This is a genomic window from Pantoea sp. LMR881 (genome assembly GCF_027157825.1).
In the GTDB taxonomy this organism is placed as follows: domain Bacteria; phylum Pseudomonadota; class Gammaproteobacteria; order Enterobacterales; family Enterobacteriaceae; genus Pantoea; species Pantoea haifensis.
Genome location: NZ_JAPVOK010000002.1, coordinates 356,392 through 381,835, shown reverse-complemented (window position 1 = coordinate 381,835; position 25,444 = coordinate 356,392). Strand labels below are relative to the sequence as shown.

The following is a 25,444-nucleotide window of genomic DNA, read 5'->3' as shown; positions in this document are numbered from 1 at the left end:
TGCCAAACCGCAGCGCACAAAGGGTTAGTTCTGCTGCGCAACGATCAGGCCATGATAAAAAGTCGGCTTTACCTCTAACGCTTTTTGGATCAATCCCACCTTGTGATAAAAATCGGCTGTCTGTTGCTGCTGCTGAACCGTGGCGTCATCTGTCGCCTGCCAGTGCGACTGACGCCGTGAAAAGGCTTTTCTGCCGCCGCTGCCGGGAAACCAATAATTTTTGCCAGCGTCTGTGAATAGGTCTTTACGTGATGATTTGCCCAGCGATCGGCCGCCGCGAGACGATTAACATAATCTTGTAATGCTGCGCGCTTTTCTTTATCGGCCAGTGCCGCATCGGTTGCCGCCAGAAAGCTGTTGCCGGTCACCAGTCCCGTGCCATTCACCAGAATGCGCCCGCTCTGAGTCACTTCTGCCAGCGCGGTGTAAGGGTCCCATGTCGCCCAGGCATCAACGGAATGGCTGTCGAGCGCAAGGCGCGCGTCAGAGGGCGTCAGAAAACGCCACTTCACCGCTTTATCGCTTACTCCCGCCTGCTCCAGCGCCCGGAGGGCGAGAAAATGGCCGATTGAACCACGCCCGGTGGCAATGCTTTTGCCCTTCAGCTCAGCGGCATTTTTAATGGGCGAATCGGGTCGCACCAGCAGCGCCGTTCCAAACGGCACAGATTTGCTGACGGCAACGGCTTTTACCTGGGATCCGGCTGCCAGCGAAAACAGCAGCGGCGCATCACCGATGATCCCGGCATCAACCGCCCCCGCATTTAACGCTTCAGCCAGCGGCGCGGCAGCCGGAAATTCGGCCCATTCGAGGGTATACCCGAGATTTTGTAACTGGTTCGCCGCTTCCATTTCGGCACGCATATTTCCTTTTTGATCGGCAATGCGCAGCGTAACAGCCTGGGCTGACGTCATTCCGGCCAGCAGTAAACTGACAGCAATCAACTGTTTTTTCATTTTTGGTTCCCTTCGCGCAAAAGAGCTTTAGCCTAAACCGCGGCGAAAAAATCAGCGATGCCGATTCCTCATGAAGTTTGCCGTTTCCGGTATAAGCCGTAGTCACTTTTGCGCGTCAGGTTGCCAGTTTTGCGGGCGGAGCCACTTTAGCGTTCAGGCCAGACCAGGGGCAGCTGAAAAGAAGAATCGGCTGTTTGACTCTTCCGCAGAAAAATACCGCTTCTCGCCCTGCCGGCCATCATTTATGCGTTGAGGTATTTATAAATAACCGCCAAATCCTGCTCGCCATACCCTTCGTCAACCGCCTGCTGCCAGACCTTCGCAATATTTTCCAGGGCAGGCAGTTTGTTGTCACCCGCAGCCTCCAGCGCCAGGCGTGCATCTTTTAAAGCCCAGACCAGATGCATCTGCGGGGTAAAATCATCACTGGCAATCATGCCCAGCTTCATTTTGGCATAGGGAGCCGCCAGCGGGCCGCCTTCCAGCACTTTCCACAGGTCATCCGTGGAAAAACCAAACTGCTCTGCAAGGCGGGTGCTCTCCGCCAGGCTCTGCATCAGGCCGATCAGCCAGCTGTTGATGACCAGTTTCATGCGTGAACCGGCACCCGCATCACCCAGCCATTGCGTGCCTTTACCGATGGCCGCAAAAACCGTTTCCGCAGCCTGCGCACGCGATTGATCACCACTTGCCATCACCAGAATCTGCGCATTTTCAGCGGGCGCTTTGGTGCCGGAAACCGGGGCATCAATGAAAATCACGTCGCGACGCGCCTCGGCAAAAAAGGCGATGAGCGCATCGGTTTTCTCTACGCCGATGGTGCCCATCTGACACACAATGGCGCCCTGCTTCAGCGAGGCCTGCGTCTTATGCAGCACCTGTTCAGTGGTCGGGCCATCAGAGAGCATCGCAATCACCACATCCGCCTGTTTCACCGCCTCTTCGGGGAATCCGTCAGGTGCAGACCCGCTTCAAGCAGATCGTCGCCGCGTGCGCGAGTACGGTTCCAGCCATGGACGGTAAAGCCTTTTTTCAGCAGGTTAGCAGCGAATGCGTGGCCCATCGCGCCCAATCCTAATACTGCAACTTCAGGTTTCTGACTCATGCTGGCTCCCTCTTAAGGTTAACGTTAAAGCATCCGCCCGATGCGGATGGTTAAAATCGAAACGGACAAATATCCCGCTTCTTTTTTGGCGCAGTGCCCGGAAAAGCAAAACAAACAGCCTGGCGACATTCATATAAAAAATCCAGCGTAAATACGTAACAATACTGGCGGGTTACTGTGTTTCCGCGCTGCATAAAAACAGCGTGTTTTTGAGGCGTTCAAACACCGCAGCAACGTTGCGCTACAATTTCTTTTAACACTCCCCGATTGAAAAGAGGAAAAAATGCGCATTCAGCATCTGCTGCTTTCAAGTGATGGTGAAAACCAAATTATCGAAACGGAAGCGATCGAAAGCGAACTGGTTATTCCCGCACCGTTATCAACGGCTACAGGCAGTGAGGCCGACAGCAGCGCGGGTCGGCGCGTTGCTGTGAAAAAGCATTATTGCAAAGGCCGGTATTATGCGGTGGCCCTTGAAAGACATGCCGCCAGCAATGAAATCGATGACATCATCGATTTTATGCAGCCGGCGCCGCTTGATGACCAGGCGTTAAAAAATCACTAACCTCGCCCCGGCGGGTTTTTTCGCCAGCATGAATAAACTGAAAAAGACGGCATAAAAACAACAAAACGCGTACGCTACGCGCACATTGTTCCGGTTGGTTCATTTCCTCTCTGATTCAGGCACTTAAGAATGAAAACAACGTTTTTGCGTCAGGCGCATTTTCCGCTGATGCTGCTGCCTGCGGTGTTGCCACTGCCGCTACTGGCTGCTGAAGATGGCAGCGATACCATGGTGGTCAGCGCGGCGCCGCGTTCCGGCCTGTCTGAACTGGATACGCCTGCGGCAGTCAGTGTGGTCACCGGCGATGACATGCGTCAGGCTGCCCCGCGCGTCAACCTGTCTGAAACGCTTGCCCGCGTGCCGGGACTTCAGATTCAAAACCGGCAAAATTATGCGCAGGATTTACAGCTGTCGGTGCGCGGCTTTGGCTCGCGCTCAACCTATGGCGTGCGCGGGCTGCGCATTTATGTTGATGGTATTCCAGCCACCATGCCCGATGGGCAGGGACAAACATCTAACATTGATATCGGTTCGATTGACCATGTGGAGGTGCTGCGCGGCCCCTTTTCGGCCCTTTACGGTAACGCCTCTGGTGGCGTGATCAACGTGGAGACGCAAACCGGGCAGCAGCCCACGACGGTTGAAGCAGCAAGCTGGTATGGCAGCTATGGCAGCTGGCGCAACAGTGTTAAAGCCAGTGGCGCAACCGGCGATGGTACGCAGGCAGGCGACGTCAGTTACACCGTTTCGGCTTCCCGCTTTACGACCCACGGCTATCGCGATCACAGCGCAGCGCAGAAAAACCTGGGAAATGCCAAACTCGGCGTGCAGCTGAATGATGTCAGTCGCTTAACGCTGCTGTTTAACAGTGTTCACATCGATGCGCAGGATCCGGGCGGCTTAACCCCTGAGCAGTGGCGCGATAACCCGCGTCAGGTGGTAAGCAACGTGTCGTTATATGACACACGGAAAACGGTCGATCAGACCCAGGGAGGCCTGCATTATCAGCGTGAGATGAGCGAGAACGATGACCTGAGCGTGATGGTGTATGCGGGCGTAAGGGAAACAACGCAGTTTCAGTCAATCCCGGCGAGCATACAGGCCACTCCCTCTCATCCGGGAGGCGTAATCTCACTGACGCGCCACTATCAGGGCATCGATACGCGCTGGACTCATCGCGACACGCTGTTTTCAATCCCACTGACACTGACGGGCGGCCTCGACTATGAAACCATGACCGAGCGCCGCAAAGGATATGAAAATTTCACCGTCACTAACGGGGTTTACGATTACGGCACGCAGGGCTCTCTCCGCCGTAATGAACGCAACCTGATGTGGAATCTGGATCCCTATTTGCAGACCGCATGGCAGTTGAGCAGTAAGCTTTCGCTGGAGGCCGGTGTGCGGTTTAGCACCGTTAATTTTGACTCTGACGACCATTACATTACAGCCAGCAACGGCGACGACAGCGGTGATGCGCGTTATCACAAATGGTTACCTGCCGCGTCGCTAAAGTATGCGTTCGATAGCAGCTGGAATGCGTATCTCTCTGCCGGCCGTGGCTTCGAGACGCCGACGATCAATGAGCTTTCTTACCGTTCAGGCGGCCTGTCAGGGCTGAATTTAGATCTGAAACCCGCCACCAGCGACACCCTGGAGCTAGGCAGTAAAAAACGCATCGGTAATGGCCTGATTAGTGCGGCTCTGTTTCAGACCGATACTCAGGATGAAATCGTCACGGATACCAGCAGCGGCGGCCGCACCACTTATAAAAACGCGGGCGAAACCCGCCGCCGTGGCCTGGAGCTTGGGCTGGATCAGCAATTCGCTTACGACTGGCGTCTGAAGATGGCCTACACGCTGCTGGATGCCCGTTATCGCACCAACGCCTGTGGCGATAACAGTTGTGACGGTAACCGGATACCGGGCATTGCGCGCAATATGGCCTATGCAGGGGTGGAATATGCGCCAGAACAGGGATGGTACGCCGGCGCGGAGCTGCGCTATATGAGTAATATTGCAGCCGACGATGAGAACGAGGTAAAAGCGCCGTCTTACACCGTGACTTCACTGAACAGCGGCTATAAATGGCTGGTGCAAAACTGGCGTGTGGATCTGTCTGGACGTGTCGATAACCTGTTTGACCGCAACTATGTCGGTTCAGTTATCGTTAATGAAAGTAATGGGCGCTATTTTGAGCCTGCACCAGGCCGTAATTACAGCGTCGGCCTGAATGTAAGCTACGCGTTTCAATAATTTTCTCTAAAACCTGCCTCGTCGTAAGAGATTATGCGAGGCATTTTTACTGCAGCTGGCGCTCTGCATCACCTTCTGCTCTGAGTGACGGGCGATCATTGGTTTCCAGGAAGTGGGCGTGATTCTGCTCACCCCTGGAGTGATGAATATCAGCTGTTACAGCGTGTTAATCAGGGCCAGGATCTCCTGCGTATTCCCGGTTTCTCCCAGGCGTGGGAAAATCAGCTTAACGCTGTTTTCATGCGTGTCTGCGTTTAAATCGGTCATTGCATCAACAGCAAGAGTGACGTTGTAACCTAATTCATAAGCCTGACGTGCAGTCGATTCCACACCAATGCTGGTTGCAATGCCGCAAATGACAACCTGCGTCACACCGCGCTTCTGCAACTCGTCGTGAAGTGCCGTATTGTGGAACGCGCCCCAGGTGTGTTTAGTGACTGTAATATCGTTATGCTGTGGCGTCATTTCAGGCACCAGCGTCGCCCAGTCTGCCGGAAATTCACCGCTGTGACGTGCCTGCTCGTTGCGGCCTGGCGCGCCGCCCGCCACATTCACCAGTACCACGGGTAAATCTTTCGCATGGAACGCGTCTTTAAGCTGTGCGCACAGATCGATAACCGGTTGTGGCTCATGGACTACCGGCAAAGCGACAATACCCTGTTGCAGGTCGATAACAATCAGCGCGGTTTTTGCGTCAAGTGTGGTTACAGCCATGTGAGTCCTCTCAGAATGTGTTGTGAGTGAGTTTTTGTCGTAAGAAGATGACGTTGTCAGGTGATTGCTGCTCTGCGCACGGTAGCGATTGCGGGCAAAAGCCCGTTGCAGCGCATCACAGGCCGCGATACGTCAGCTCTGGCGGAGAGCGGCAGTATACAAATGCAAAGACAAACTGGGTAGTTTGCCTTCGTATCATTTTGTAAGGTTATACGCGCGCCAGATAATGGATAAGGCTGTGAAAACGCAGCGTAATATTCAGCGGATTGCGATAGCTGTGTGCCACATCGGCGGCAAACTGAAACGCCTCACCCGCCTGCAAACGTCGCCAGATGCCATCAAAGCCAAGTAATAACTCACCTTCTGTCACCACCACCTGCTCCACCACGCCCTTTTCATGCGCTGATGAATCACTTTGCGCGCCAGCGGCTAACTCGACCGCAAGCAGATCAAAACGAAGGCTGGCATCATAGGGTAACAGCGGGCGCACAACCATTTGCGCATTTGGCTGGCTAAACGTCGCGGTTTCTCCCGGTTGCAGCGTGCTGTCATGAATGAAATAGGAAAACGGAACATTAAAGCCGGTCGCGATTTTCCACAGCGTCGCCACCGTCGGGCTTGATTCTCCCCGCTCAATTTGCCCAAGCATTGCCTTGCTGACGCCGGTTCGTTCCGCGGCCAGGGTCAGGCTCCAGCCATTGGCCTGCCTGAGTTGTTTCAGGGAATCGCTGAGATGGTGCTGCAAATTATCCATTGTGTCTCCTGCCTGCATAGCCGCAGTGTACCACTTGTGCGTTATAACGCATCATGCGAGGATGTGCGCTATAACGTACAACAGGAGTTCAGCGATGCTTAACGCGGCTTCCCGACCTTCATTTTCCTTGCCGATGCTTGTTTCTGGCTTTGTGGCCGTACTGGTGGGTTACAGCAGCACCGGCGCGATTATTTATCAGGTAGCACAAGCGGCAGGTGCCAGCCCAGCGCAAACCGGCGGCTGGCTTTCAGTGATCGGCATTGCTATGGGAATCGCCTCACTGGCACTGTCGTTACGTTATCGCATGCCGGTACTCGCGGCCTGGTCCACGCCGGGCGCAGCCTTGCTGGCGACCAGTTTTCATGGCATTTCGATTAACGAAGCCGTGGGTGTTTTTGTCTTCGCTAATCTGTTGATTGTGCTGAGCGGCATTACCGGTCTGTTTGCGCGCCTGATGAATTACATTCCGCAATCGCTGGCAGCAGCCATGCTGGCGGGCATTTTATTACGCTTCGGCTTACAGACTTTTGCCGATCTGCAAACCAATTTTGTGCTGTGTGGCAGCATGTGCTTCGCCTGGCTGATGGCGCGCCGTTGGCTGGCTCGTTACGCCATTCTGGTCACGCTGCTTGTGGGTATTGTGGTGGCGATGGGGCAAAACGCGATCCATTTCCCGGCTCATTCACCGGGTTTTAGCCTGCCGGAAGCTGTCATGCCGCACTTTACGCTTACCGCGCTTATCGGCATTGGGCTGCCCTATTTTCTGGTCACCATGGCTTCACAAAATGCCCCCGGCATTGCCACACTGCAGGCCCACGGCTATACGCCACCCGTCTCTGCTTTAATGAGCTGGACCGGTCTGATTGCCCTGCTGCTGTCACCCTTTGGTGGATTTTCAGTTTGTATCGCGGCAATTACTGCGGCGATTTGTATGGGCGACGAGGTTGATCCCGATCCGCGCCGCCGCTGGATGGCGTCCGCCCTGGCGGGCCTGTTTTATCTGCTGGCGGGTTTCTCCGGCGCGCTGATTGGCGTGCTGTTTAGCGCGTTGCCTGCGGTGTTGATTCAGGCGCTGGCTGGCCTGGCGTTACTGGCCACCCTCGGCGGGAGCCTGCAGCGCGCGCTGGAAAAACCCGCCGAACGCGACAGCGCACTGATAACTTTTCTTATTACCGCCTCAGGCGTCTCCCTGCTTGGCATCGGTTCAGCATTCTGGGGACTGGTGGGAGGGATTATCGCTCATCTCTTGCTCACAAAACGCACAGCTTAGCCTCCGGCGCGCGACTGATCCGCTCAGCAGCGCGCGAAAACCCACTTATTTAGCCCCTTTTTCTGCCGTTTGATTTGCGCTTGCCCCGCGTAAAATCACCTCAATCGCCGATAACTCACGATTTTCTGCCTCAGACAACGACCGATAAGGGCCCAAAAGGTGGCAAAAACATTTCTGCGCAGCGGCAATCTCGATGCGGTACTGGCCTTAGGTGAAAATGGTCAACCGGTCTACGCTTCTGCCCTGCAAATTCGCGAAACCCTGCGTCTGCGCCGTCAAAACGCGCTGGCTGACTGCCTTGCTATACCGCAGGCCAATGAGCGAGGCGATCGCCTTGACTGGTATGCGCCGTTTTCCGGCAAGGTTAAATCCTGGCTGGGTGCCAGCGATCATGAACGCCGTCAGGCGCCTGAGCAACTGACCGCCTGTCAACAGGATATGAATGCCCTTAGCGCACGCGCGTGCGAAGCGGATAATCCCGCGATGCGTTTTTTCGGTGCCTTGCTCAGCAAAAGCCTGCAATTTCCCGATCAGCAGTATGTTTACCTGGTTGACGGTAAACCGGTCATTACCTTTTGGGGTTTTGTCGATGCCCAGGCGCGCAGCCGCGATGATGCTCTTTCCTGTCTGCGTGACAGCATTGAAGAGTCGCTGCCAAAAGTGCTGGTTGATACCGCCCCGCCAGTCGCACCTGTGGTTAAAACAGAATCAGAACCTGAGCCCGAACCTGTTGCGGCAATTAGAGCGGCTGATCCGGTGATCGCTGAACCGGTCGTTGCAGAGCAACCGGCTGAAAAACGCCGTTCCGGCTTCCGCGTCTGGTATCTGTTACCGCCAGTGGCAATTGCTGCTGCCGTGACTGTGGCGGTTGTTTTACATACCTCTAAACCTGAAGCCCTGCCGGTTAAACCTGTTACTGCAGCGCCGGTTAAAACGCCTGCTATCGTGCTGTCGAGTCAAAAACTGGCCGAGACACTGCCGCAAAAACCAGCCACCGTGGTTGAAGCTGCAGTGCCGCCTGTTACTGCACCTTCAGCTACGCTTGAAAGCGTCGTTGTACCGGCTATGCCAACAGAGCCGCAAGAACTGGTGATTGCGACTCATTCGGTACGTAATGGTACGGTAAACATGCTGGATGGTCGCTGGCGCGTGACATTGCAAACCCGGCTACCAACCGGCAAGCCGCCAAGCCTGCTTTTTGAATTCAAAGCGGGTAAAGGCAGCGCGCAAATTTCCCAGGGTGATAACATTCGCTGTACTGCCGATGTCACGGCGGCAATGACCGCAGCGGGCAATCTGGTGATGCGCAGCCGCTATACGGCGAAATGCAGCGACGGCTCACGCTATCGCATGCCGTTGCTGGTGTGTAAAGCCAGCGATGGCCCTGCTGTTTGCGAAGCCAGATATGGCAAAGATCAAGTGTTCCCGATGACGATTAAGCGTGAGAGTAAATAAACATGCTGGCTCCCCTGATCGATGACAAACAAAAAATCACGCTGATTGAAGACAGCGGCGTGCAGTTTCTCGACTTTGGCCTGCAATTATCGGCCACCCAGGCGCGCCGCCAGTTTGTGCGCCAGACCGCTAACGGCCCGTTGCTGCGACTGAATGTTGATGGCAACAGCGGCAAGTTCCTGCTCTATCCCGAAGATGGCGGCGCGCCTGAAGTGGTGCGTCCCGAATCTGATATTGCCCTGGCCGATTCGCTGGCACTGCTTTCAGCCTGCTGGCTGCCGCTGCCCATGCTGCGCTGCGCCAGCGGACGTCGCTTCATTGGTGGCCCGGAAAACTGGGCGCGTATGCGCCTGGTGGCACTGGATAAACCTGACGCGGCAGGCAATACCCATCGCGTGAGCCTGGCTTTTGACACCCGCTGCGTTGCCGACGCGGAAGGCGGAGAGCAACTCGGTTTATCACCCGCTGATGCACAAAATGGCGTGACGTTCTCCCTGGCATGGCATAACTACGAGCTGGGCGAGTTCCTCGATCACACCTGGGTCGATGGCTGGCTGCGTGAAGCCTTTACCGATCGGGTTTCCGATCGCCGCGAGCAGGCAATCAATCAGGCCCTGCGTGAGTTTGAGTATCAGGCACACTATCTCAACCTGCTGGAGTTGCTGGGTGAGCAGCTCAGTCTCAATGAAATTCATATTCAGGCTGCCACGCTGCAAACCCCGGCGGTGAACGTTGACATCATCCTGGATGTCGGTAACTCGCATACCTGCGGCATTCTGGTGGAAGATCACCCGGAAGAAAGCAATGGCCTGAAGCAGACCTATGAATTGCAGTTGCGCGATCTGTCGCAGCCGCATCAGGTTTATAACGAGCTGTTTGACAGTCGTCTGGAATTTGCTGAAGCGCGCTTTGGTAAAGCCAGTTTTTCGCTGGAGAGCGGTCGTGAACAGGCCTTTATGTGGCCCTCCCTGACGCGCGTGGGACGCGAAGCCAGTCGCCTGGCCCTGCAACGGGCCGGGCTGGAGGGCAGTACCGGTTTGTCCAGCCCACGCCGCTATCTGTGGGATGAAGCCCGCTATCAGCCAGGCTGGCGTTTTAATCAGCAGAGCGCCCAGGGCGAGCCGCTGGCCTGCGCCGCGCCTTTTACTACGCTGTTAAATGACGAAGGCCAGCCGCTGCATGCGCTGCCGCTGGACGATCGTCTGCCTGTTTTTTCCGCGCACTACAGCCGCAGTTCGCTGATGACATTTATGTTATGTGAACTACTGGCACAGGCGATGATGCAAATGAACAGCGCCGCACAGCGTCAGCGTATGCCGCAGAGCCATGCACCGCGTCAGTTGCGTCATGTCATCCTTACCCTGCCGTCGGCGATGCCAAAGCCTGAGCGTGAAATTTTCCGTCGCCGCATGCAGGAAGCGATTGCGCTGGTATGGAAAGCGGAAGGCTGGCATCCGGCGGATGAAGCCTTTACGCCGCAAAGCCAGGCGCAGTGCCGTAAACCGGTGCCGGATGTGCAAATGGAATGGGATGAAGCAACCTGCGGACAAATGGTCTGGTTGTTCAATGAAACGCAGGTCAATTTTGCGGGTCGCGCAGAAGATTTCTTTAGCAGCATGGCGCGCCCCGACCGCCCGCGTGAAACGGACGAGTTGCCGGGTAAAAGCCTGCGTATCGCCTCTGTCGACATTGGCGGTGGCACCACCGACTTAGCGATTACGCAATACCGCCTCGATGACGGCCAGGGCAACAATGTCAAAATCACCCCGCGCCTGCTGTTCCGTGAAGGCTTCAAAGTCGCAGGTGATGATATTTTGCTGGATGTGATTCAGCTGTGGATCCTGCCGGCCCTGCAAAACAGCCTGCAAAAAGCGGGACTGGCTCTGGCAGAACCGTTAATGAATAAGCTGTTTGGCCACGACAGCCGCATGGATGGTCAGGCCACGCTGCGTCAGCAGGTTACGCTACAGTTGTTTATTCCCCTGGCTCAGGCGGTGCTGGAGCGTTATGAAAACTGGGATCCGCTGGAGAGCCATGCCGAGATCAACGCGCTGTTTGGCGAGCTGGTTGAACAGCGTCCCAGCGATGCCGTACTGGCCTTTGTTAACGGTGAAATCCAGCGCGAGCTTGGCGTCGGCAGCCGTTTCGATCTGCTTGACGTGCCGCTTGTGGTCAGCCTGACGCAGCTGCACGGAGAATTTCTGCAGCATCGCATGGCGATCATTCCCGCGTTGCGTTCAATGTGTGAAGTGGTGTCACTTTATCAGTGCGATGTGCTGCTGCTCACGGGTCGCCCGTCGCGTTTCCCTGGCATTCAGGCGCTGGTACGCCACCTGCAACCTTTGCCGGGCAGCCGTATTCTGTCGCTTGAGGGGTATCACACCAGTGACTGGTATCCGTTTAACAAACATGGCCGCATCGATAACCCGAAATCCACTGCAGCCGTGGGCGCGATGCTCTGCCTGTTGGCGCTCGATTTGCGTCTCAGCAGTTTCTGGTTCCGGGCGGGCGATTTCGAACCCTACTCAACCATTCGCTATTTGGGCATGCTTGATGAAAACCAGGCGCTGACCGATGAGAACCTTTGCTACAGCGAGATCGATCTTGATGATGCTGCTTTCGCTTTAGATCGGAAAAGCAGTTTCCGCATACGTGGTAACGTCTGCCTCGGCTTTCGCCAGCTGGATAACGATCGCTGGCCTGCGTCACCGCTCTATAGTCTGACCCTGAACGACGCGGCGCTGGCCCGTAAAGTCGCCGGTGAAAGCGTATTGCGCGTAAAATTAGCGGTAAAACCCGGCCCGGAGGCGCAAGGCCCGGAGAACCTGGTGCTGAGCGATGCCCGCCTTGATGACGGTACGCGCGTACCGCTAGCGCATTTAAGCCTGAAACTGAATACGCTCTCGGCAACCGGCAACGCGAATGCGCAATACTGGATCGACAGCGGGAGCGTCTGTAAACGATGAAATCTGTAAAAACCCGCCAGCCGCAGACGCTGGCAAAGCGCCTGAATCTGTTACAAGAGGCACTGAACGCCAGCTTTGCATGGATTGAGACCACGCGCACCCAGTCACCGCGTCTGGCATTAGAAGCGGAAACCCTGAAACTGCAGTTGCGTCAGTCGCGCGTACAAACGCAGGCGCTGGCGCAGCAAGTGGCGCGCCCGGTTACGCTCGCGCTGTTTGGGCAATCTCAGGCAGGCAAAGCCTGGCTGTTAAAAGAGATGGTTGCTGATGCACAGGGAGAGATGATCACACGTCTGAGTGATAAATCGCTGAGCTATTTTCAGCACATTAATCCCGGTAATCTTGATTATGCCACCGCCACCCGTTTCAGCCATCAGCGCGAACCGCTCTCGGCAGAATGGCCCGTGGAGTTAACGCTGCTGAGTGAAGCGGACATTTTGCGTCTGGCAATTGCCTGTGGCAACGGCGTTACCCAGGCGAATACCGCCCAGATTGACAGCGTTTTGCACCGCTTACAGCGCCATCGCCTGACGACGCCACTGCCCGGACTGGAAGGCGATGGGCTGGTGACGTTATGGGCCTGGTGCCGTCAGCACCGGTTACACGATGCGCTGTTCGATCGTCATTTTTGGCCTCAGGCGGTAGAACTCGCCCCTGGCTGAGCGTGGACGATCGGGTTCAACTCTTTTCCCTGCTGTGGCCTGCTGAGCCGGAATTAAATGAAACCGTGCGGGGTTTGCTGCATCTGCGTCATCAACTGCGTAACAGCAGCCGCATTTTAGCCCCGCTGAGTCTGCTTACCACGCGCACATCGCTGCCCGCAGAACAGTTAATCGTTCCCGCCAGTGAGCAGGATCTGCCATTGCCGGTCGAGGTCTGCCCGCTTAACGGTAACCGTATCGGCAAACCGCAAAGCGTGGTGCTGGGAGAACTGGCGCTACTGACACTGGAAGTCACTATTCCGCTGAGTTCTACCCCGCGCACGGCACTGTATGATGATGCGGATATGCTGGAACTTCCTGCGCCGGGCCTGCCTGCTGACGAGGCGGCACGTGAAGAACGTCAACGTTTTGCGCAGCAAAACCCTTTGCGTGCGCGTTTGCTGGAACAAAAACGCGCCTTACTCTGTGGATTTTATGCTGCACGTCAGGGCATTGATCTGTTACTGATCTGTACCGCCGCCAGCCAGCGTCAGGATGTTGATAGCGCCAGCCAGGCACTACGGGAATGGCAACGTCATCAGCCCCTCACTGAAGGCGCTGAAAAACCGCGCCTTATCTGGGCGATTACGCCGTTCGATGCGCGTCATCAGCAGATTAACGTTGATGAGGCAGTGCAGCGTCAGATTGGTCAGCCGGGACAACACTGGGGCTCGATGCTGGCGCTGGATCGTGCCGGTGTTGATCGAATGGCCGCCTGGCTGCAGGACGAAATGCAGCCCGATGCACGCCGCGAGTTACTGGTGGCGCAACTGGCTCAGATTCAGCATACCGTTGTCGAGCGGCGTTTACTGCCGTGGACCGAGGCTGAAGCCAGCCCCGAACAGGCGGCGCGCAAGCAGAATATTGCCGATACGCTGCTGAAATGTTTGCAGCATCGCACCGGTCTGCATGGGGAACTGCTGGAACGTCTGCAGCCACCGCGTGAGGCGCTACGTCAGCTGTGGCTTAATCACGCCGTCGCGGTGAGTACGCCCGATAAAAAAGCAGCTGAGAATCAGTTTGGTATTGGTTTCGAGTTTGATCTGTTCAGTAACGATGAGGTTGAACAGATCCCAGTGCAGCAGAGTAAAGCCAGCCAGAATACCCAGCAATTCCCTCATCAGGTATTCAGCTTATGGCTCGATCATTTACGTCAGCTGCCAGAGAACCGCAGCCTGCTGGCGTTACTGAACGTGGATAAGGCGACGATGGAATGGCTGGTAGAAGAGTTAATTACCGCCAGTTTTCGCGCCGACATCCCACAAAAATTGCAGCAAGCCCTGCATGAGCCTGATGCACACACGGTAACCCATGAATCGCGCGCCGATCGTCAGGTGACGCGGGCCATGACTGTGCTGGGCGATTTTGTTGCCTGGCTGGGCTTTTTACAGCGCCCGGAGTCGGAGCGTCCGGCGAGCCGCGTGAATCGTGGGCAACCGATTTTTTCTCGCCCACCGGCACCCAGCGTTAACTTCAGTGCCGGACAACGTTTAACGCGGCTCTCCACCGCGCCAGCCCATCATACCGCTTACTACATTTATGACTGGCTGGTTGGGCTGAACTCAGTGATTATTGAGAATAACGGCTATACCGGGGGCGGGGATTTACCGGTGGCAGCACGTGATGCGCTGATCGCCCTGCTGAAGCCGCTGCGTACTTAACAGGTTATCAGGCGCAGCTCGCCATCCAGCGACTGCGCCGCTTCTTCCAGTAACGCCAGCACCGGTGCAAAGGTATCGTCACGGGTATCTCGCGCAACGTGACGCAGATAGATCTCTGCGGGCAGTTCCATTCCCCCGGTCAGCCAGTCCCACAGCGCATCCAGATTATTACCGAACAGATACGGGCAATGACTTTGCTGTGCCAGTTGCTGATAGAACGCATCGCGATTGGCCAACTGTTGAAAATCAAAGCTCAGAATCAGCATGATCAGGGCACCTGTTTGAAGCTGCGGTAGTGATCGGTAGAGAGATAAACCAGCCCATCAGACGAATAGACCAGACGATCGGCATCGCGATGGCCGCAGCGATAGTTGACATCCGCTTCATACCACTGACGCCCGGCGCGTTGCGGCAGTCGCTTTTCTCGGTTCGCGAACCGATCGCCACCAATCGCTTTGCCTGGCAACACATCGCATAAATTCCCCTTACCGGGATTCCAGCCGCGGCGACGCGCTTCGTTTTTGGTCAGATAGTAGTCAGGCAACTGCTGATTTTGCAGGATCCAGCGAGCCACCGTATGGGCATTGGTCAGTGCCGTGATATCGCTGGCAGCGGGCGCTGTCGGCGCGTTCAGATAAGGTTTGAGGCCAACCCAGCAGGCGGCAAGGACAAAAAAAAGTCCGATCCAGAGTTTCTTTGACATGATGGCATCCGTAACGACAGGATGCAGATGATAGCAGTTTTACCCAGTGGAAACAGCGCGGGCCAGACAGGCTGGCCCCAGCGGTGTTACTGCATCGCAGCGTGCGGATGCGCACTGTGGCGACGCCATGCGCCCGGTGCAACACCGTATTGACGCTTAAAGCTGCGGTTAAACGACTGTTGTGAATCAAATCCTAATGAAATCGCCACGTTGAGGATGGGCTCATCGGTACTGGTCAGGCGATCTGCTGATTTTTTCAGCTTTTTCACACGAATGTATTCACCCAGCGGATAACCGGTGTGCTCTTTAAACATGCGCTGTAGGTGCCACTTCGAATAACCTGCGCGCTCAGAGACCGTGTCCAGATCAAGACGTGCTTCAATGTTGTTATCAATCCAGTCGATTAGATCATGAATAAAGGCGTCGCTCATCATTCTTCTTCTCCCGTCGCGTTGACGAACAGTATTAGTATCAGTTGCAGTTACACTTAAAGGGTGACTGACTATGCCATTTAATGCAAGTTTTATTAGTACATTAAATGCCGCACTGCCAGTAGGGTTTATCACGGCAATGTGATGCGATATTCCGCCCCGCCTAAACCGCACATAAAGTGTATCAGATATTCTTGCAGTTGCACGATGCACAAGCCTACACTCCTCGCGATTAATTGCAATCTTTAAAGTTGCAAATATTGGCCTGCAGGCCATTTTCTCTTATCAGCGGAATAACAATAATGAACAGACAAACGACGTGGGTTCGTCAGGGGTTAACCCTTCTGGGAATGCTGCTGCTTATCAGTCAGTTAAGCGGCTGCGATGAGGGTGTGGCGCAAAACGCCCCGCCACCACCGCCGCAAGTCAGTGCAGCACAGGTGCTGGTGAAACCGGTCAGCCAATGGGACAGTTTTAACGGGCGGGTTGAGGCCGTACAAAGTGTGCAACTGCGTCCGCGCGTGTCGGGCTACATCGACGCAGTGAATTATCGCGAAGGCGATGAAGTGAAAAAAGGCCAGGTGCTTTTTACCATTGACGATCGCAGCTATCGCGCCGCGCTTGAGCAGGCGAAAGCAGAACTGGCTCGGGCGCGCAGTCAGGCCAGCCTGGCTCGCAGCGAATCAGCGCGCACCGAAAAGCTGATTGGATCGCAGGCGATATCGCGGGAAGCATGGGAACAGCGACGCTCTGCCGCCAGCCAGGCGCAGGCTGATGTGCTAGCCGCTGTTGCGGCGGTGGATATGGCGCAACTGAATCTGGATTTTACCCGCGTGACCGCGCCGATTGATGGCCGCGCCAGCCGGGCGATGATCACCTCGGGTAACCTGGTGACCGCCGGTGACAGCGCCAGCGTTCTCACCACGCTGGTATCGCAGGACAGCATGTATGTCTACTTCGACGTCGATGAGAGTACCTTCCTGCACTATCAGGCGATGGCGCGTCAGGGCCAGCAGCGCCACGCCTTGCCAGTTGAAATTGGCCTGGTCGGTGAACAAGGGTATCCCCATCAGGGCAAAGTCGATTTTCTTGATAATCAACTCACCGCCAGCACCGGCACTATTCGCATGCGCGCCCTGCTCGATAATCATCAACGTCAGTTAACGCCAGGCCTGTTTGCCCGGGTGCGTTTGCCGGGTAGCGCGCAGTTTGATGCCTTGTTAATCGACGATAAAGCGGTGCTGACCGATCAGGATCGCAAATACGTTTACGTGGTGGACAGCCAGGGCAAAGCGCAGCGTCGTGATATCCAGCCGGGGGCGATGGCTGAGGGCCTGCGCATTATCAAATCTGGTCTGCAATCGGGCGATCGGGTGATCGTCGATGGCCTGCAGAAAGTGTTTATGCCGGGCATGGCGGTGAATGCTCAGCAGGTTGCTATGCGTGCGGCAGTTGCTCACTAATTCGAGGCCATTATGGATTTTTCGCGCTTTTTTATCGACCGGCCTATCTTTGCCGCCGTACTGTCGATTTTGATTTTTGTGACCGGCCTGATAGCTATTCCGCTGCTGCCGATCAGTGAGTATCCCGATGTCGTACCGCCCAGCGTGCAGGTTCGCGCTGAATATCCCGGCGCTAACCCGAAAGTGATTGCCGATTCGGTGGCGACACCGCTGGAAGAAGCGATTAACGGCGTCGAAAACATGATGTACATGAAATCGGTTGCGGGTTCTGATGGCGTGCTGGTCACCACCGTGACTTTCCGCCCAGGCACCGATCCCGATCAGGCGCAGGTTCAGGTGCAAAACCGTGTGGCACAGGCTGAAGCGCGCTTACCTGAAGATGTGCGTCGTCTTGGTATCACCACGCAAAAGCAGTCGCCAACCTTAACCCTGGTGGTGCATCTGTTCTCGCCTGAGAACAGTTACGATTCGCTTTATCTGCGCAACTACGCGACGTTAAAAGTAAAAGATGAGCTGGCTCGCCTGCCTGGCGTCGGTCAGATCCAGATATTTGGTGCAGGCGAATATGCGATGCGCGTCTGGCTCGATCCCAATAAAGTTGCAGCGCGCGGCTTGACGGCAGCTGATGTTATCACCGCCATGCAGGAGCAGAACGTACAGGTTTCCGCCGGACAACTGGGCGCTGAACCGCTGAAAAAGCAGAGCGATTTTCTGTTATCCATTAATACGCAAGGTCGACTGGAAACGGAACAGCAGTTTGGCGACATCATCCTGAAAACCTCAGAAGATGGCTCGCTGGTACGCTTGCGTGATGTCGCACGCATTGAAATGGGTTCCGGTAGCTACGCGCTACGTTCGCAGCTGAATAATAAAGATGCCGTCGGTATCGGTATTTTTCAGGCACCTGGCGCCAACGCCATCGATCTCTCGAATGCAGTACGTGCCAAAATGGACGAGCTGGCGACCCGCTTTCCGAATGATGTGAAATGGGCTGCACCTTACGATCCCACTGTGTTTGTGCGGGATTCGATTAAGGCGGTAGTGCAAACCCTGCTGGAAGCGGTAATCCTGGTGGTTTTAGTGGTGATTCTGTTTCTGCAAACCTGGCGCGCCTCAATTATTCCGCTGTTGGCCGTACCGGTTTCGGTGGTCGGCACCTTTAGTGTGCTCTATCTGCTGGGCTTTTCGCTGAACACCCTGAGTCTGTTTGGACTGGTACTGGCGATTGGTATCGTGGTGGACGACGCTATTGTGGTAGTGGAAAACGTCGAGCGTAATATCGAAATGGGCCTTACGCCAAAAGCGGCGGCGCATCAGGCCATGCGCGAAGTCTCCGGGCCGATTATTGCGATTGCGTTAGTGCTCTGTGCGGTGTTTGTTCCAATGGCGTTTTTATCTGGCGTAACCGGACAATTCTACAAGCAGTTTGCCGTGACCATCGCGATTTCAACGGTGATCTCTGCCATTAACTCCCTGACGCTCTCACCCGCTCTGGCTGCGATGCTGTTAAAGGATCATCATGCTGCAAAAGATTTGCCGACACGCCTGATCGATCGCCTTTTCGGCTGGCTGTTCCGCCCTTTTAACCGCTTTTTCCAGCGCAGTGCGCACGGTTATGAGTCGATGGTCAGCAAAACCCTGCGTCGTCGCGGTGCGGTATTCGGCGTTTATGTGCTACTGCTGGCAGGTGCAGGCTGGATGTTCCACAGCGTGCCGGGTGGGTTTATTCCAACGCAGGACAAGCTCTATCTGATTGGCGGCGTGAAAATGCCCGAAGGCTCATCTCTGGCGCGCACCGATGAAGTGATCCGCAAAATGAGCGAAATTGGCCTGCAAACCGATGGCGTGGCCTATGCTGTGGCTTTCCCCGGACTTAATGCACTGCAGTTTACCAATACGCCTAATACCGGCACGGTATTTTTTGGCCTGAAACCGTTCGATCAACGTAAGCACAGCGCGGCGGAGATCAATGCGGAAATCAACGCCAAAATCGCGCAAATCCAGCAGGGCTTTGGCTTTTCTATCATGCCGCCCCCTATTTTGGGTCTGGGCCAGGGTTCGGGATATTCATTGTATGTGCAGGACCGCGCAGGATTAGGTTACGGTGCCCTGCAAACGGCCATTAATACCCTTTCCGGTGCGGTGATGCAGACGCCAGGCATGCAATTCCCGATCTCTTCTTATCAGGCGAATGTGCCGCAACTGGATGTACAGGTCGATCGCGATAAAGCCAAAGCACAGGGCGTATCGTTAACCGATCTGTTTAGTACGCTGCAAACCTATCTCGGCTCTTCTTACGTGAATGACTTTAATCGCTTTGGTCGCACCTGGCGCGTAATGGCGCAGGCTGACGGCGATTTTCGTGACAGCGTTGAGGATATTGCGAACCTGCGTACCCGTAACGATCGTGGCGAGATGGTGCCCATTGGCAGCATGGTGCATATCACAACGACTTACGGCCCCGATCCGGTGATTCGCTACAACGGTTACCCGGCAGCCGATTTAATTGGCGATGCCGATTCGCGTGTACTCTCTTCAGCACAGGCGATGACGGCGCTGGAAGCGATGTCCGGTCAACTTTTACCTAACGGCATGAATATCGAATGGACCGATCTCAGCTACCAGCAATCCACGCAGGGCAATACGGCGCTGATTGTTTTCCCGGTGGCGGTGTTACTCGCATTTCTGGTGCTGGCGGCGCTTTATGAGAGCTGGACCTTGCCGCTGGCGGTGATTTTGATTGTGCCAGTAACGATGCTGTCGGCGCTGGTTGGCGTCTGGCTCACCGGCGGTGATAACAATGTGTTTGTGCAGGTCGGACTGGTGGTGTTGATGGGACTGGCATGTAAGAACGCAATTCTGATTGTTGAATTTGCCCGCGAGCTGGAAATTCAGGGCAAAGGCATTGTGGAATCTGCGCTGGAAGCGTGTCGTTTACGTCTGCGTCCCATCGTGATGACCTCGATTGCCTTTATCGCGGGTACTATTCCGTTGATTCTGGGCGAAGGTGCGGGTGCCGAAGTGCGCGGCGTAACCGGCATCACAGTGTTTGCTGGCATGCTCGGCGTAACGCTGTTTGGCCTGTTCCTGACACCGGTGTTTTACGTGACGCTGCGTAAATGGGTGACCCGCCATGCAGAAAAAGAGACGCTGCAAACGGCGTAGTTGAAGCTGGCGAGCACGCTGCCTTGCGTGCTCGTTATAATCAGGACATAAAAAAGCCGCATCAGCGGCTTTTTTTACAGAAGTCTTCTGTCTCTTCGGGATCGGGAACCGCAGTGCAGTTACTGGTATCGCGCGTTTTTAACTCATTCAGGGCATCCGCAACGGTACGTTTCGCTAACACATCCAACGAGGCCTGCTCTGCTTCATCGGCTATGGCTTTAAAATACCAGCAGAGATTGGCGCTGACTAAACAGCGTGGCGCAACATCGGGACGTGAAGCCCAGATTTTTTTGTCTTCAATCACCGATATGTAGATGTCACGAAGCGTAATATCTGCAGCGGGACGGCCCAGATGAATCGAACCGGTTCGGCCTAATGTCGAGACGATAATACCGTCGCGGGTTAAGGGAACCATCAGTTTTCGAATAAAGCTGGGATTCGCTTCAAGGCCATAAGCCAGAATTGCGCTGGTTGAGCGTTTACCCATTTGCTCCGCCATCGCTACGCTCAAAACCATTTGCAAAGCTGTCGGGAAGCGGTAATCAAGCATTTCTGTATCCTGAGTTGCGGTGCATCTTGTTGTTTTATTGCCGCCTGAGTGAACAATCAATGAGCAATAAATATAACAAACACTGTTGCTTTTTAGAAGCAAGGCGTCTGTGACAAGGCACGTATTCACCAAAGCCTGCGGCACGATAGCACAAGGTGCTTAGCCTGCTAACTGCCAATTTCTTTTACCGTTAATCAAACGCTGCCGCTGGCACGGGAAGGCGTTGTTTTAACACCATCACCAGTACCACGTTAATGATTGCTAAAAAGCAAAGCAACCCTAACGTGGTGGATGCGCCCATTGTTTCAAACACATAGCCACCAATCAATGGGGTTAACGCCTGACCAATCAGTGCCGGTCGCGCCATCCGTCCAACGACAATCGCATACGCCTCCGGTTTGACCATTACCAGCGGTAAAGTTCCCCGAACAATGGCACGCAGGCCGTTTCCGGCACCGTAAAGCACCATACTCAGCAGAGCCATTTGTGGATAACACGCGAGTAACAGCAGACCTGCCGCTACCAGTCCCACCGAGAAAAAGGTGGTCCAGACAGGATGACCACGTTTAAACAGGATATCGACGATGCGCGATCCGACCTGGCACGGCCCTAAAATGGCACTGATCGCCAATGCTGAAGCCAGGCTATGGCCGCTGGCCTGAAGTAAGCTAATGAGCTGTACAGAAATAGCCGTCATGATGACCGACGCCAGGGTAAAAATGGCGCACAACAGCCAAAACAGAGTGGGGGCAATATCAGCATTGCCCTGTGAAAGTGATTTTCGCGTCGTGGTTTTCTGGGTTTTTACCGGCGGTAATGCGAAGAAATAAGCGGGTAAAACGCACACCAGTAGCATTGCCGCAATGGCAAAACAGGCTCCGCGCCAGTCGAGCCAGTGAATGAGCAAAGCGGTCCCGGGCCAGACCAGTGTGGTACAAAATCCTGAGATCAGAGTGATGCCGGTGATAGCCGCACGCGCCTGGCTACCATAACAGGTGCCAAGCGAAGCAAAAAGCGCATCGTACAGCCCCATTGCCATGCCAGTGCCGATGATGACCCACGCGAACAGAAACAGCAGCAACGAATGACTAAGCCCCATTATTACCAGGCCCAGCGCCATTACCGCCCCGCTCAGCGCCAGTAATGTCCGTCCGCCGGTTTTGGCAATGATGCGACCACTCAATGGAGCCAGCAACCCTGAAACAAAAATGCCGGTTGATAAAGCACCATAAACCCACTGCTGCGACCAGCCAGTTTCAGCAACTATGGGATTGGCCATCACTGCCATTAAATAGAAGGAGCCACCCCATGAAAGGATTTGTACCAGACCCAACGTAATAATTGCGGCTGTACCGGGCTTTCTTGTCTGTTCCACATCTGAAATCCGTTAGCTAACAAACTATTTTTATAACATGTTCTGCTATAAGGAAAAATGCTCCTTTGCTGTGAGCCGATTTTTCCGCAGTTCAGCCGATGTTGCGCTAAGCGTTACCAGCTGCCGTAGGGGTAAGTTTTTCCCTTGATAAAGTCCGGCGTGTCTCCGTAATACACATAGCCATTGGGATGCTGGTTTATTTCCTTGCAGGCCTTCAGCTTATCGCCGGACAGCGTGGTGATTTTTTGTGGTGTCAGCTGAACATTCTCCCCGCCGGCGCTGTTTTTCAGCCATATCCTGACCCTGCCTTCAGGGGCCAGGCCAAACATCAGCGTTTTATACCAGGCAGTGTTCCCTCTCCGGTCCTTCCCGGTTGGCGTCAGCATGGTTTCGCGCAGCGACGGCGGAAAGATAATCCGCGTCTCGTAGGTCTTTTTGTCAATGATGGAATCCCAGCAGAACAGCATCAGCGCAGGCGGGTGCCGCGCTTTGTTGAAATGTGGGAATAGTGACAGTCTTGAATACCATGTGCCTACCGAGTTGGGATCTGCTGGCGTACTGTCCAGGGTGCGGAATGTGGACACCACTTTGCCGGTGTCAATAATCATGGCGCGGGTGACCACTGCGGGTAAGGCGTGAGGGGTAAAAAAGCAAAGCCCCACTTGCCGTAGGGCATCTGGCCGGTCTCTTCCGGCGTCTGAGGTTCACCGGCCTGGCAGCCGCTCAGCGCGGCCAGCAGTATCAGAGGCAACAGCGTTTTCAGCGTCATATTTTCTCATCCGTGTCACGGAGCGTGCGTTGCCCGCTCCTGTTAAATCCCTGACAGATACGCTGCCTTCACGTGCTACCAGCTGCCGTAGGGGTAAGTTTTTCCTTTAATAAAATCCTGCGTGGTTTTGGTATAACCATATCCCTGTGAATGTCTTGTTATTCCCTTGCAGGCCTTCAGCTTATCGCCGGACAGCGTGGTAATTTTTTGTGGTGTCAGCGGAACATTCTCCCCCGCCGGCGCTGTTTTTCAGCCATATCCTGACCCTGCCTTCAGGGGCCAGGCCAAACAGCAGCGTTTTATACCAGGCAGTGTTCCCTCTCCGGTCCTTTCCGGTTGGCGTCAGCATGGTTTCGCGCAGCGACGGCGGAAAGATAATCCGCGTCTCGTAGGTCTTTTTGTCAATGATGGAGTCCCAGCAGAACAGCATCAGCGCGGGCGGGTGCCGCGCTTTGTTGAACTGAATTTGCATTCTGACCCCATTATTCCAGGTCAGAAGGGTATCCGGATCGCCTGGCGTACTGTCCAGGGTGCGGAATGTGGACACCACTTTGCCGGTGTCAATAATCATGGCGCGGGTGACCACTGCGGGTAAGGCGTGAGGGGTAAAAAAGCAAAGCCCCACTTGCCGTAGGGCATCTGGCCGGTCTCTTCCGGCGTCTGTGGTTCACCGGCCTGGCAGCCGCTCAGCGCGGCCAGCAGTATCAGAGGCAACAGCCTTTTCAGCGTCATATTTTCTTTTCATCCATGTTGTAGATCGTGCGTTGCCAGTTCTCATCCGGGCGGTTGACGAACCCGATAATCTCAGCGGGGATGCCCCCCGGATGCTACCGTTGCTGTCGGTGACAATGGCATTCCAGTTGGCCGAGCAGTGGATATATTTACCCGCAATCACATCCAGTTCTCGCTGACTGAAAGCTTCAGGAGTCTGACCTGAGCGAACGGCCTTTCCCATTACGAGCGATTTTTCACACAGAGAAACCAGCTCATCAGGAAGGTGTAATTCTTTATCTTTACTGCTAACTGGTTCAAACAACACCCCCGCCTCCTGTGCCGCATCGAGCATCACCCGCAGCGCCACCTTCGACCAGTCATTCTTTACTGCCCGGTCGCGTAGTGTCATTGCCGCATAGCTACGCTTCTGCGGTGTGCCATAGCGGTCAGATGGCACTCTGTCGTCATACCAGGTTTCCGCTGAAGTCTCGCTGGTTCGCAGGACGGGCGCAATGCCGGGGTATTTATCCAGCGTAGCCAGCTGTTTTAACGTTTGATAATAGCCGCGGGTCTGCCTGCCGGGATAGTTGCGCGGCACGGTGTCGATCTCCGGTCGCGTCAGGAACAGGTTCTCCTTCACCACCGGCAGATAGCCGCCGCCGATGTCGGAATGCGCCCCCGGTAGCGCCAGTTCAGGCCAGGCGGGTTTGACGCTGTTCAGGGCAAAGTTGAACCGGCATTCATGGGCAGCGGTGATATGAAAGACCTTATCCGCCACGCCAGGCCGAAGCAGCAGATTGACATTACCGGTGTTTGCACTGTGCGGGTTCAGGCCATTTGCCGGGGTGCCGATTGCCGCCACGGTATCAAAGATACCGATAAAGCAGATTTTACCGGCAGGTGCTCCTTTAAACTCTACACTTCCCAACCCTTCCCCAATGGCAGCGATAATGGCGGGATCTTCTGACTGAATGCGGTTGGCAAAATGCCTAGATGCAGCTGCACCCCGGCTGAAGCCAAAGATATCAAACTGGAGGGCTTTGATAACAATCTCATAACCCGGTGACTTTTCGATCATTTTATCAATACTCTCAGCGATAACCTGGGCCAGCTGAGTAGCAGCTTTATTCGTTTTGGCGATCACTCCCGTGTCGGAGATGCCCAGCGCCTGCCCGGCCATGCTGTCGGGTTTACCAGCTTCTGTACCAATACCGTCAATATAAATAGCTTGCTGGATCTCAGGGTTGTCTCCAGAAATAGTCTTTTTATACAGCATATCCAGCCAGTGAATGTTGGTGTAATACCCGATATAGCTGTTCGCCCCGAGTCCCGACACGCCAAAATTTTCCTGCGCACATTTTTCCAGAATGCCCTCAGCCTCGGCGCTGGCAAGCCTGAAGTGGCTGGCCGTGCAGGCTTTCAGCATGTTATCGATATTCACCGCGTTATTACCGGTGCCGTCAAAAAAGACGCCAAGCGTCAGCGTGACCTCCCGCCGTTTTTGCGCAGGAGGGCTGTCAGGGCGTGGCCCAGGGGCAGATTTTTTTCGCGTCGCCTGCGCCTGCTGTTCCGGCACGGTGCTTTTTCTGCTGTGCCGCACTGTCGGCCTGGGTTTTCCGTCTGTCTGCCGGTAGTCCCTGCGGCTCACTGAACGGTTATATTCACCGATGATCTTCTCTGCGCCCTTTAAGGAGAAGGCGTAGGGGCTGTTGCACATCAGCGCGCCCTGCTCATTGACGTAAAAAAGCGTGGCCGGCCCGGACATTTCACTGAGCATTATCACATCGCCGGCAAACACCATTTCTTTCAGCCGGGCTTTTTCGCCCGGCCCGTGCGGCCGCGGCTCATGCGGGTTTCGGTAAGACGGAGCC

14 protein-coding genes and 6 pseudogenes are annotated in these 25,444 nt (G+C 55.1%); 8 read left to right on the top strand and 12 right to left on the bottom strand.

Features of this window, described 5'->3' with window-relative positions:
- Positions 1–24: 24 nt before the first annotated feature.
- A pseudogene (locus tag O3W44_RS03560) lies at positions 25–956 on the bottom strand (ABC transporter substrate-binding protein).
- A 242-nt stretch (positions 957–1,198) separates the two neighbouring features.
- Positions 1,199–2,061, bottom strand: a pseudogene (locus tag O3W44_RS03555) (NAD(P)-dependent oxidoreductase).
- Positions 2,062–2,344: 283 nt separating this feature from the next.
- On the opposite strand from O3W44_RS03555, the gene O3W44_RS03550 reads away from it, so the two are divergent.
- The gene (locus O3W44_RS03550) at positions 2,345–2,626 is read left to right on the top strand and encodes a hypothetical protein (protein ID WP_269292013.1); all 282 of its coding nucleotides are present in this window, start codon (positions 2,345–2,347) and stop codon (positions 2,624–2,626) included.
- Between the two features lie 129 nt (positions 2,627–2,755).
- Positions 2,756–4,882 (top strand): TonB-dependent receptor PqqU, encoded by a 2,127-nt coding sequence (pqqU, locus tag O3W44_RS03545; protein ID WP_269292012.1) that lies wholly within the window; start codon positions 2,756–2,758, stop codon positions 4,880–4,882.
- 156 nt (positions 4,883–5,038) lie between these two features.
- Here the strand turns inward: pqqU and O3W44_RS03540 are convergent, their stop codons facing one another.
- Together O3W44_RS03540 and O3W44_RS03535 are read right to left on the bottom strand one after the other, a co-directional pair.
- Positions 5,039–5,596 (bottom strand): isochorismatase family protein, encoded by a 558-nt coding sequence (locus O3W44_RS03540; protein ID WP_269292011.1) that lies wholly within the window; start codon positions 5,594–5,596, stop codon positions 5,039–5,041.
- Positions 5,597–5,804: 208 nt separating this feature from the next.
- On the bottom strand, positions 5,805–6,350 hold the full coding sequence (locus tag O3W44_RS03535) for a helix-turn-helix domain-containing protein (RefSeq protein ID WP_269292010.1): 546 nt from the start codon (positions 6,348–6,350) through the stop codon (positions 5,805–5,807).
- A 94-nt stretch (positions 6,351–6,444) separates the two neighbouring features.
- Between O3W44_RS03535 and O3W44_RS03530 the strand changes: the two genes are divergently transcribed.
- The 4 genes and pseudogenes from O3W44_RS03530 to O3W44_RS03515 all read left to right on the top strand — a co-directional run bounded on the left by O3W44_RS03530 (position 6,445) and on the right by O3W44_RS03515 (position 14,403).
- Positions 6,445–7,620 carry a benzoate/H(+) symporter BenE family transporter gene (locus O3W44_RS03530; RefSeq protein ID WP_269292009.1) on the top strand — a complete coding sequence of 392 codons (1,176 nt, stop codon included), beginning with the start codon at positions 6,445–6,447 and terminating at the stop codon, positions 7,618–7,620.
- Between the two features lie 159 nt (positions 7,621–7,779).
- On the top strand, positions 7,780–9,075 hold the full coding sequence (locus O3W44_RS03525; protein ID WP_269292008.1) for an SrfA family protein: 1,296 nt from the start codon (positions 7,780–7,782) through the stop codon (positions 9,073–9,075).
- Positions 9,076–9,077: 2 nt separating this feature from the next.
- Positions 9,078–12,041, top strand: a complete 2,964-nt coding sequence (locus tag O3W44_RS03520) for a virulence factor SrfB (protein WP_269292007.1) — start codon at positions 9,078–9,080, stop codon at positions 12,039–12,041.
- A pseudogene (locus O3W44_RS03515) lies at positions 12,038–14,403 on the top strand (virulence factor SrfC family protein). The gene O3W44_RS03520 and the pseudogene O3W44_RS03515 overlap by 4 nt, the downstream one beginning before the upstream one ends.
- Here the strand turns inward: O3W44_RS03515 and O3W44_RS03510 are convergent.
- The 3 genes from O3W44_RS03510 to O3W44_RS03500 form a co-directional block, all read right to left on the bottom strand.
- The gene (locus tag O3W44_RS03510) at positions 14,400–14,669 is read right to left on the bottom strand and encodes a barstar family protein (RefSeq protein WP_269292006.1); all 270 of its coding nucleotides are present in this window, start codon (positions 14,667–14,669) and stop codon (positions 14,400–14,402) included. The pseudogene O3W44_RS03515 and the gene O3W44_RS03510 sit on opposite strands and share 4 nt — an antisense overlap.
- A gap of 2 nt (positions 14,670–14,671) precedes the next feature.
- Entirely contained in the window at positions 14,672–15,106 is a 435-nt protein-coding gene (locus tag O3W44_RS03505) for a ribonuclease domain-containing protein (protein WP_269292005.1), read from the bottom strand.
- Between the two features lie 86 nt (positions 15,107–15,192).
- The gene (locus O3W44_RS03500; RefSeq protein ID WP_269292004.1) at positions 15,193–15,540 is read right to left on the bottom strand and encodes a helix-turn-helix domain-containing protein; all 348 of its coding nucleotides are present in this window, start codon (positions 15,538–15,540) and stop codon (positions 15,193–15,195) included.
- A 299-nt stretch (positions 15,541–15,839) separates the two neighbouring features.
- On the opposite strand from O3W44_RS03500, the gene O3W44_RS03495 reads away from it, so the two are divergent.
- A complete protein-coding gene (locus tag O3W44_RS03495) occupies positions 15,840–17,000 on the top strand; it encodes an efflux RND transporter periplasmic adaptor subunit (RefSeq protein ID WP_269292003.1) in 1,161 nt (386 codons plus the stop codon).
- Positions 17,001–17,012: 12 nt separating this feature from the next.
- Positions 17,013–20,165 (top strand): multidrug efflux RND transporter permease subunit OqxB, encoded by a 3,153-nt coding sequence (gene oqxB, locus O3W44_RS03490; protein ID WP_269292002.1) that lies wholly within the window; start codon positions 17,013–17,015, stop codon positions 20,163–20,165.
- Positions 20,166–20,226: 61 nt separating this feature from the next.
- Here the strand turns inward: oqxB and O3W44_RS03485 are convergent, their stop codons facing one another.
- From O3W44_RS03485 to O3W44_RS24905, 5 genes and pseudogenes are all read right to left on the bottom strand, one after another.
- The gene (locus O3W44_RS03485) at positions 20,227–20,715 is read right to left on the bottom strand and encodes an RrF2 family transcriptional regulator (RefSeq protein WP_269292001.1); all 489 of its coding nucleotides are present in this window, start codon (positions 20,713–20,715) and stop codon (positions 20,227–20,229) included.
- 190 nt (positions 20,716–20,905) lie between these two features.
- A complete protein-coding gene (locus tag O3W44_RS03480) occupies positions 20,906–22,090 on the bottom strand; it encodes an MFS transporter (RefSeq protein ID WP_269292000.1) in 1,185 nt (394 codons plus the stop codon).
- Between the two features lie 113 nt (positions 22,091–22,203).
- A pseudogene (locus tag O3W44_RS03475) lies at positions 22,204–22,859 on the bottom strand (DUF2931 family protein).
- Positions 22,860–22,934: 75 nt separating this feature from the next.
- Positions 22,935–23,591, bottom strand: a pseudogene (locus O3W44_RS24645) (DUF2931 family protein).
- 688 nt (positions 23,592–24,279) lie between these two features.
- Positions 24,280–24,651, bottom strand: a pseudogene (locus O3W44_RS24905) (type VI secretion protein); the annotation flags it as partial.
- Between the last annotated feature and the right edge of the window lie 793 nt (positions 24,652–25,444).

Coding starts and splice junctions, on each gene's coding strand:
- O3W44_RS03530 (WP_269292009.1), top strand. CDS start 6,445: ATGCTTAACGCGGCTTCCCGACCTTCATTTTCCTTGCCGATGCTTGTT.
- O3W44_RS03485 (WP_269292001.1), bottom strand. CDS start 20,715: ATGCTTGATTACCGCTTCCCGACAGCTTTGCAAATGGTTTTGAGCGTA.
- pqqU (WP_269292012.1), top strand. CDS start 2,756: ATGAAAACAACGTTTTTGCGTCAGGCGCATTTTCCGCTGATGCTGCTG.
- O3W44_RS03540 (WP_269292011.1), bottom strand. CDS start 5,596: ATGGCTGTAACCACACTTGACGCAAAAACCGCGCTGATTGTTATCGAC.
- oqxB (WP_269292002.1), top strand. CDS start 17,013: ATGGATTTTTCGCGCTTTTTTATCGACCGGCCTATCTTTGCCGCCGTA.
- O3W44_RS03500 (WP_269292004.1), bottom strand. CDS start 15,540: ATGATGAGCGACGCCTTTATTCATGATCTAATCGACTGGATTGATAAC.
- O3W44_RS03535 (WP_269292010.1), bottom strand. CDS start 6,350: ATGGATAATTTGCAGCACCATCTCAGCGATTCCCTGAAACAACTCAGG.
- O3W44_RS03520 (WP_269292007.1), top strand. CDS start 9,078: ATGCTGGCTCCCCTGATCGATGACAAACAAAAAATCACGCTGATTGAA.
- O3W44_RS03495 (WP_269292003.1), top strand. CDS start 15,840: ATGAACAGACAAACGACGTGGGTTCGTCAGGGGTTAACCCTTCTGGGA.
- O3W44_RS03550 (WP_269292013.1), top strand. CDS start 2,345: ATGCGCATTCAGCATCTGCTGCTTTCAAGTGATGGTGAAAACCAAATT.
- O3W44_RS03505 (WP_269292005.1), bottom strand. CDS start 15,106: ATGTCAAAGAAACTCTGGATCGGACTTTTTTTTGTCCTTGCCGCCTGC.
- O3W44_RS03510 (WP_269292006.1), bottom strand. CDS start 14,669: ATGCTGATTCTGAGCTTTGATTTTCAACAGTTGGCCAATCGCGATGCG.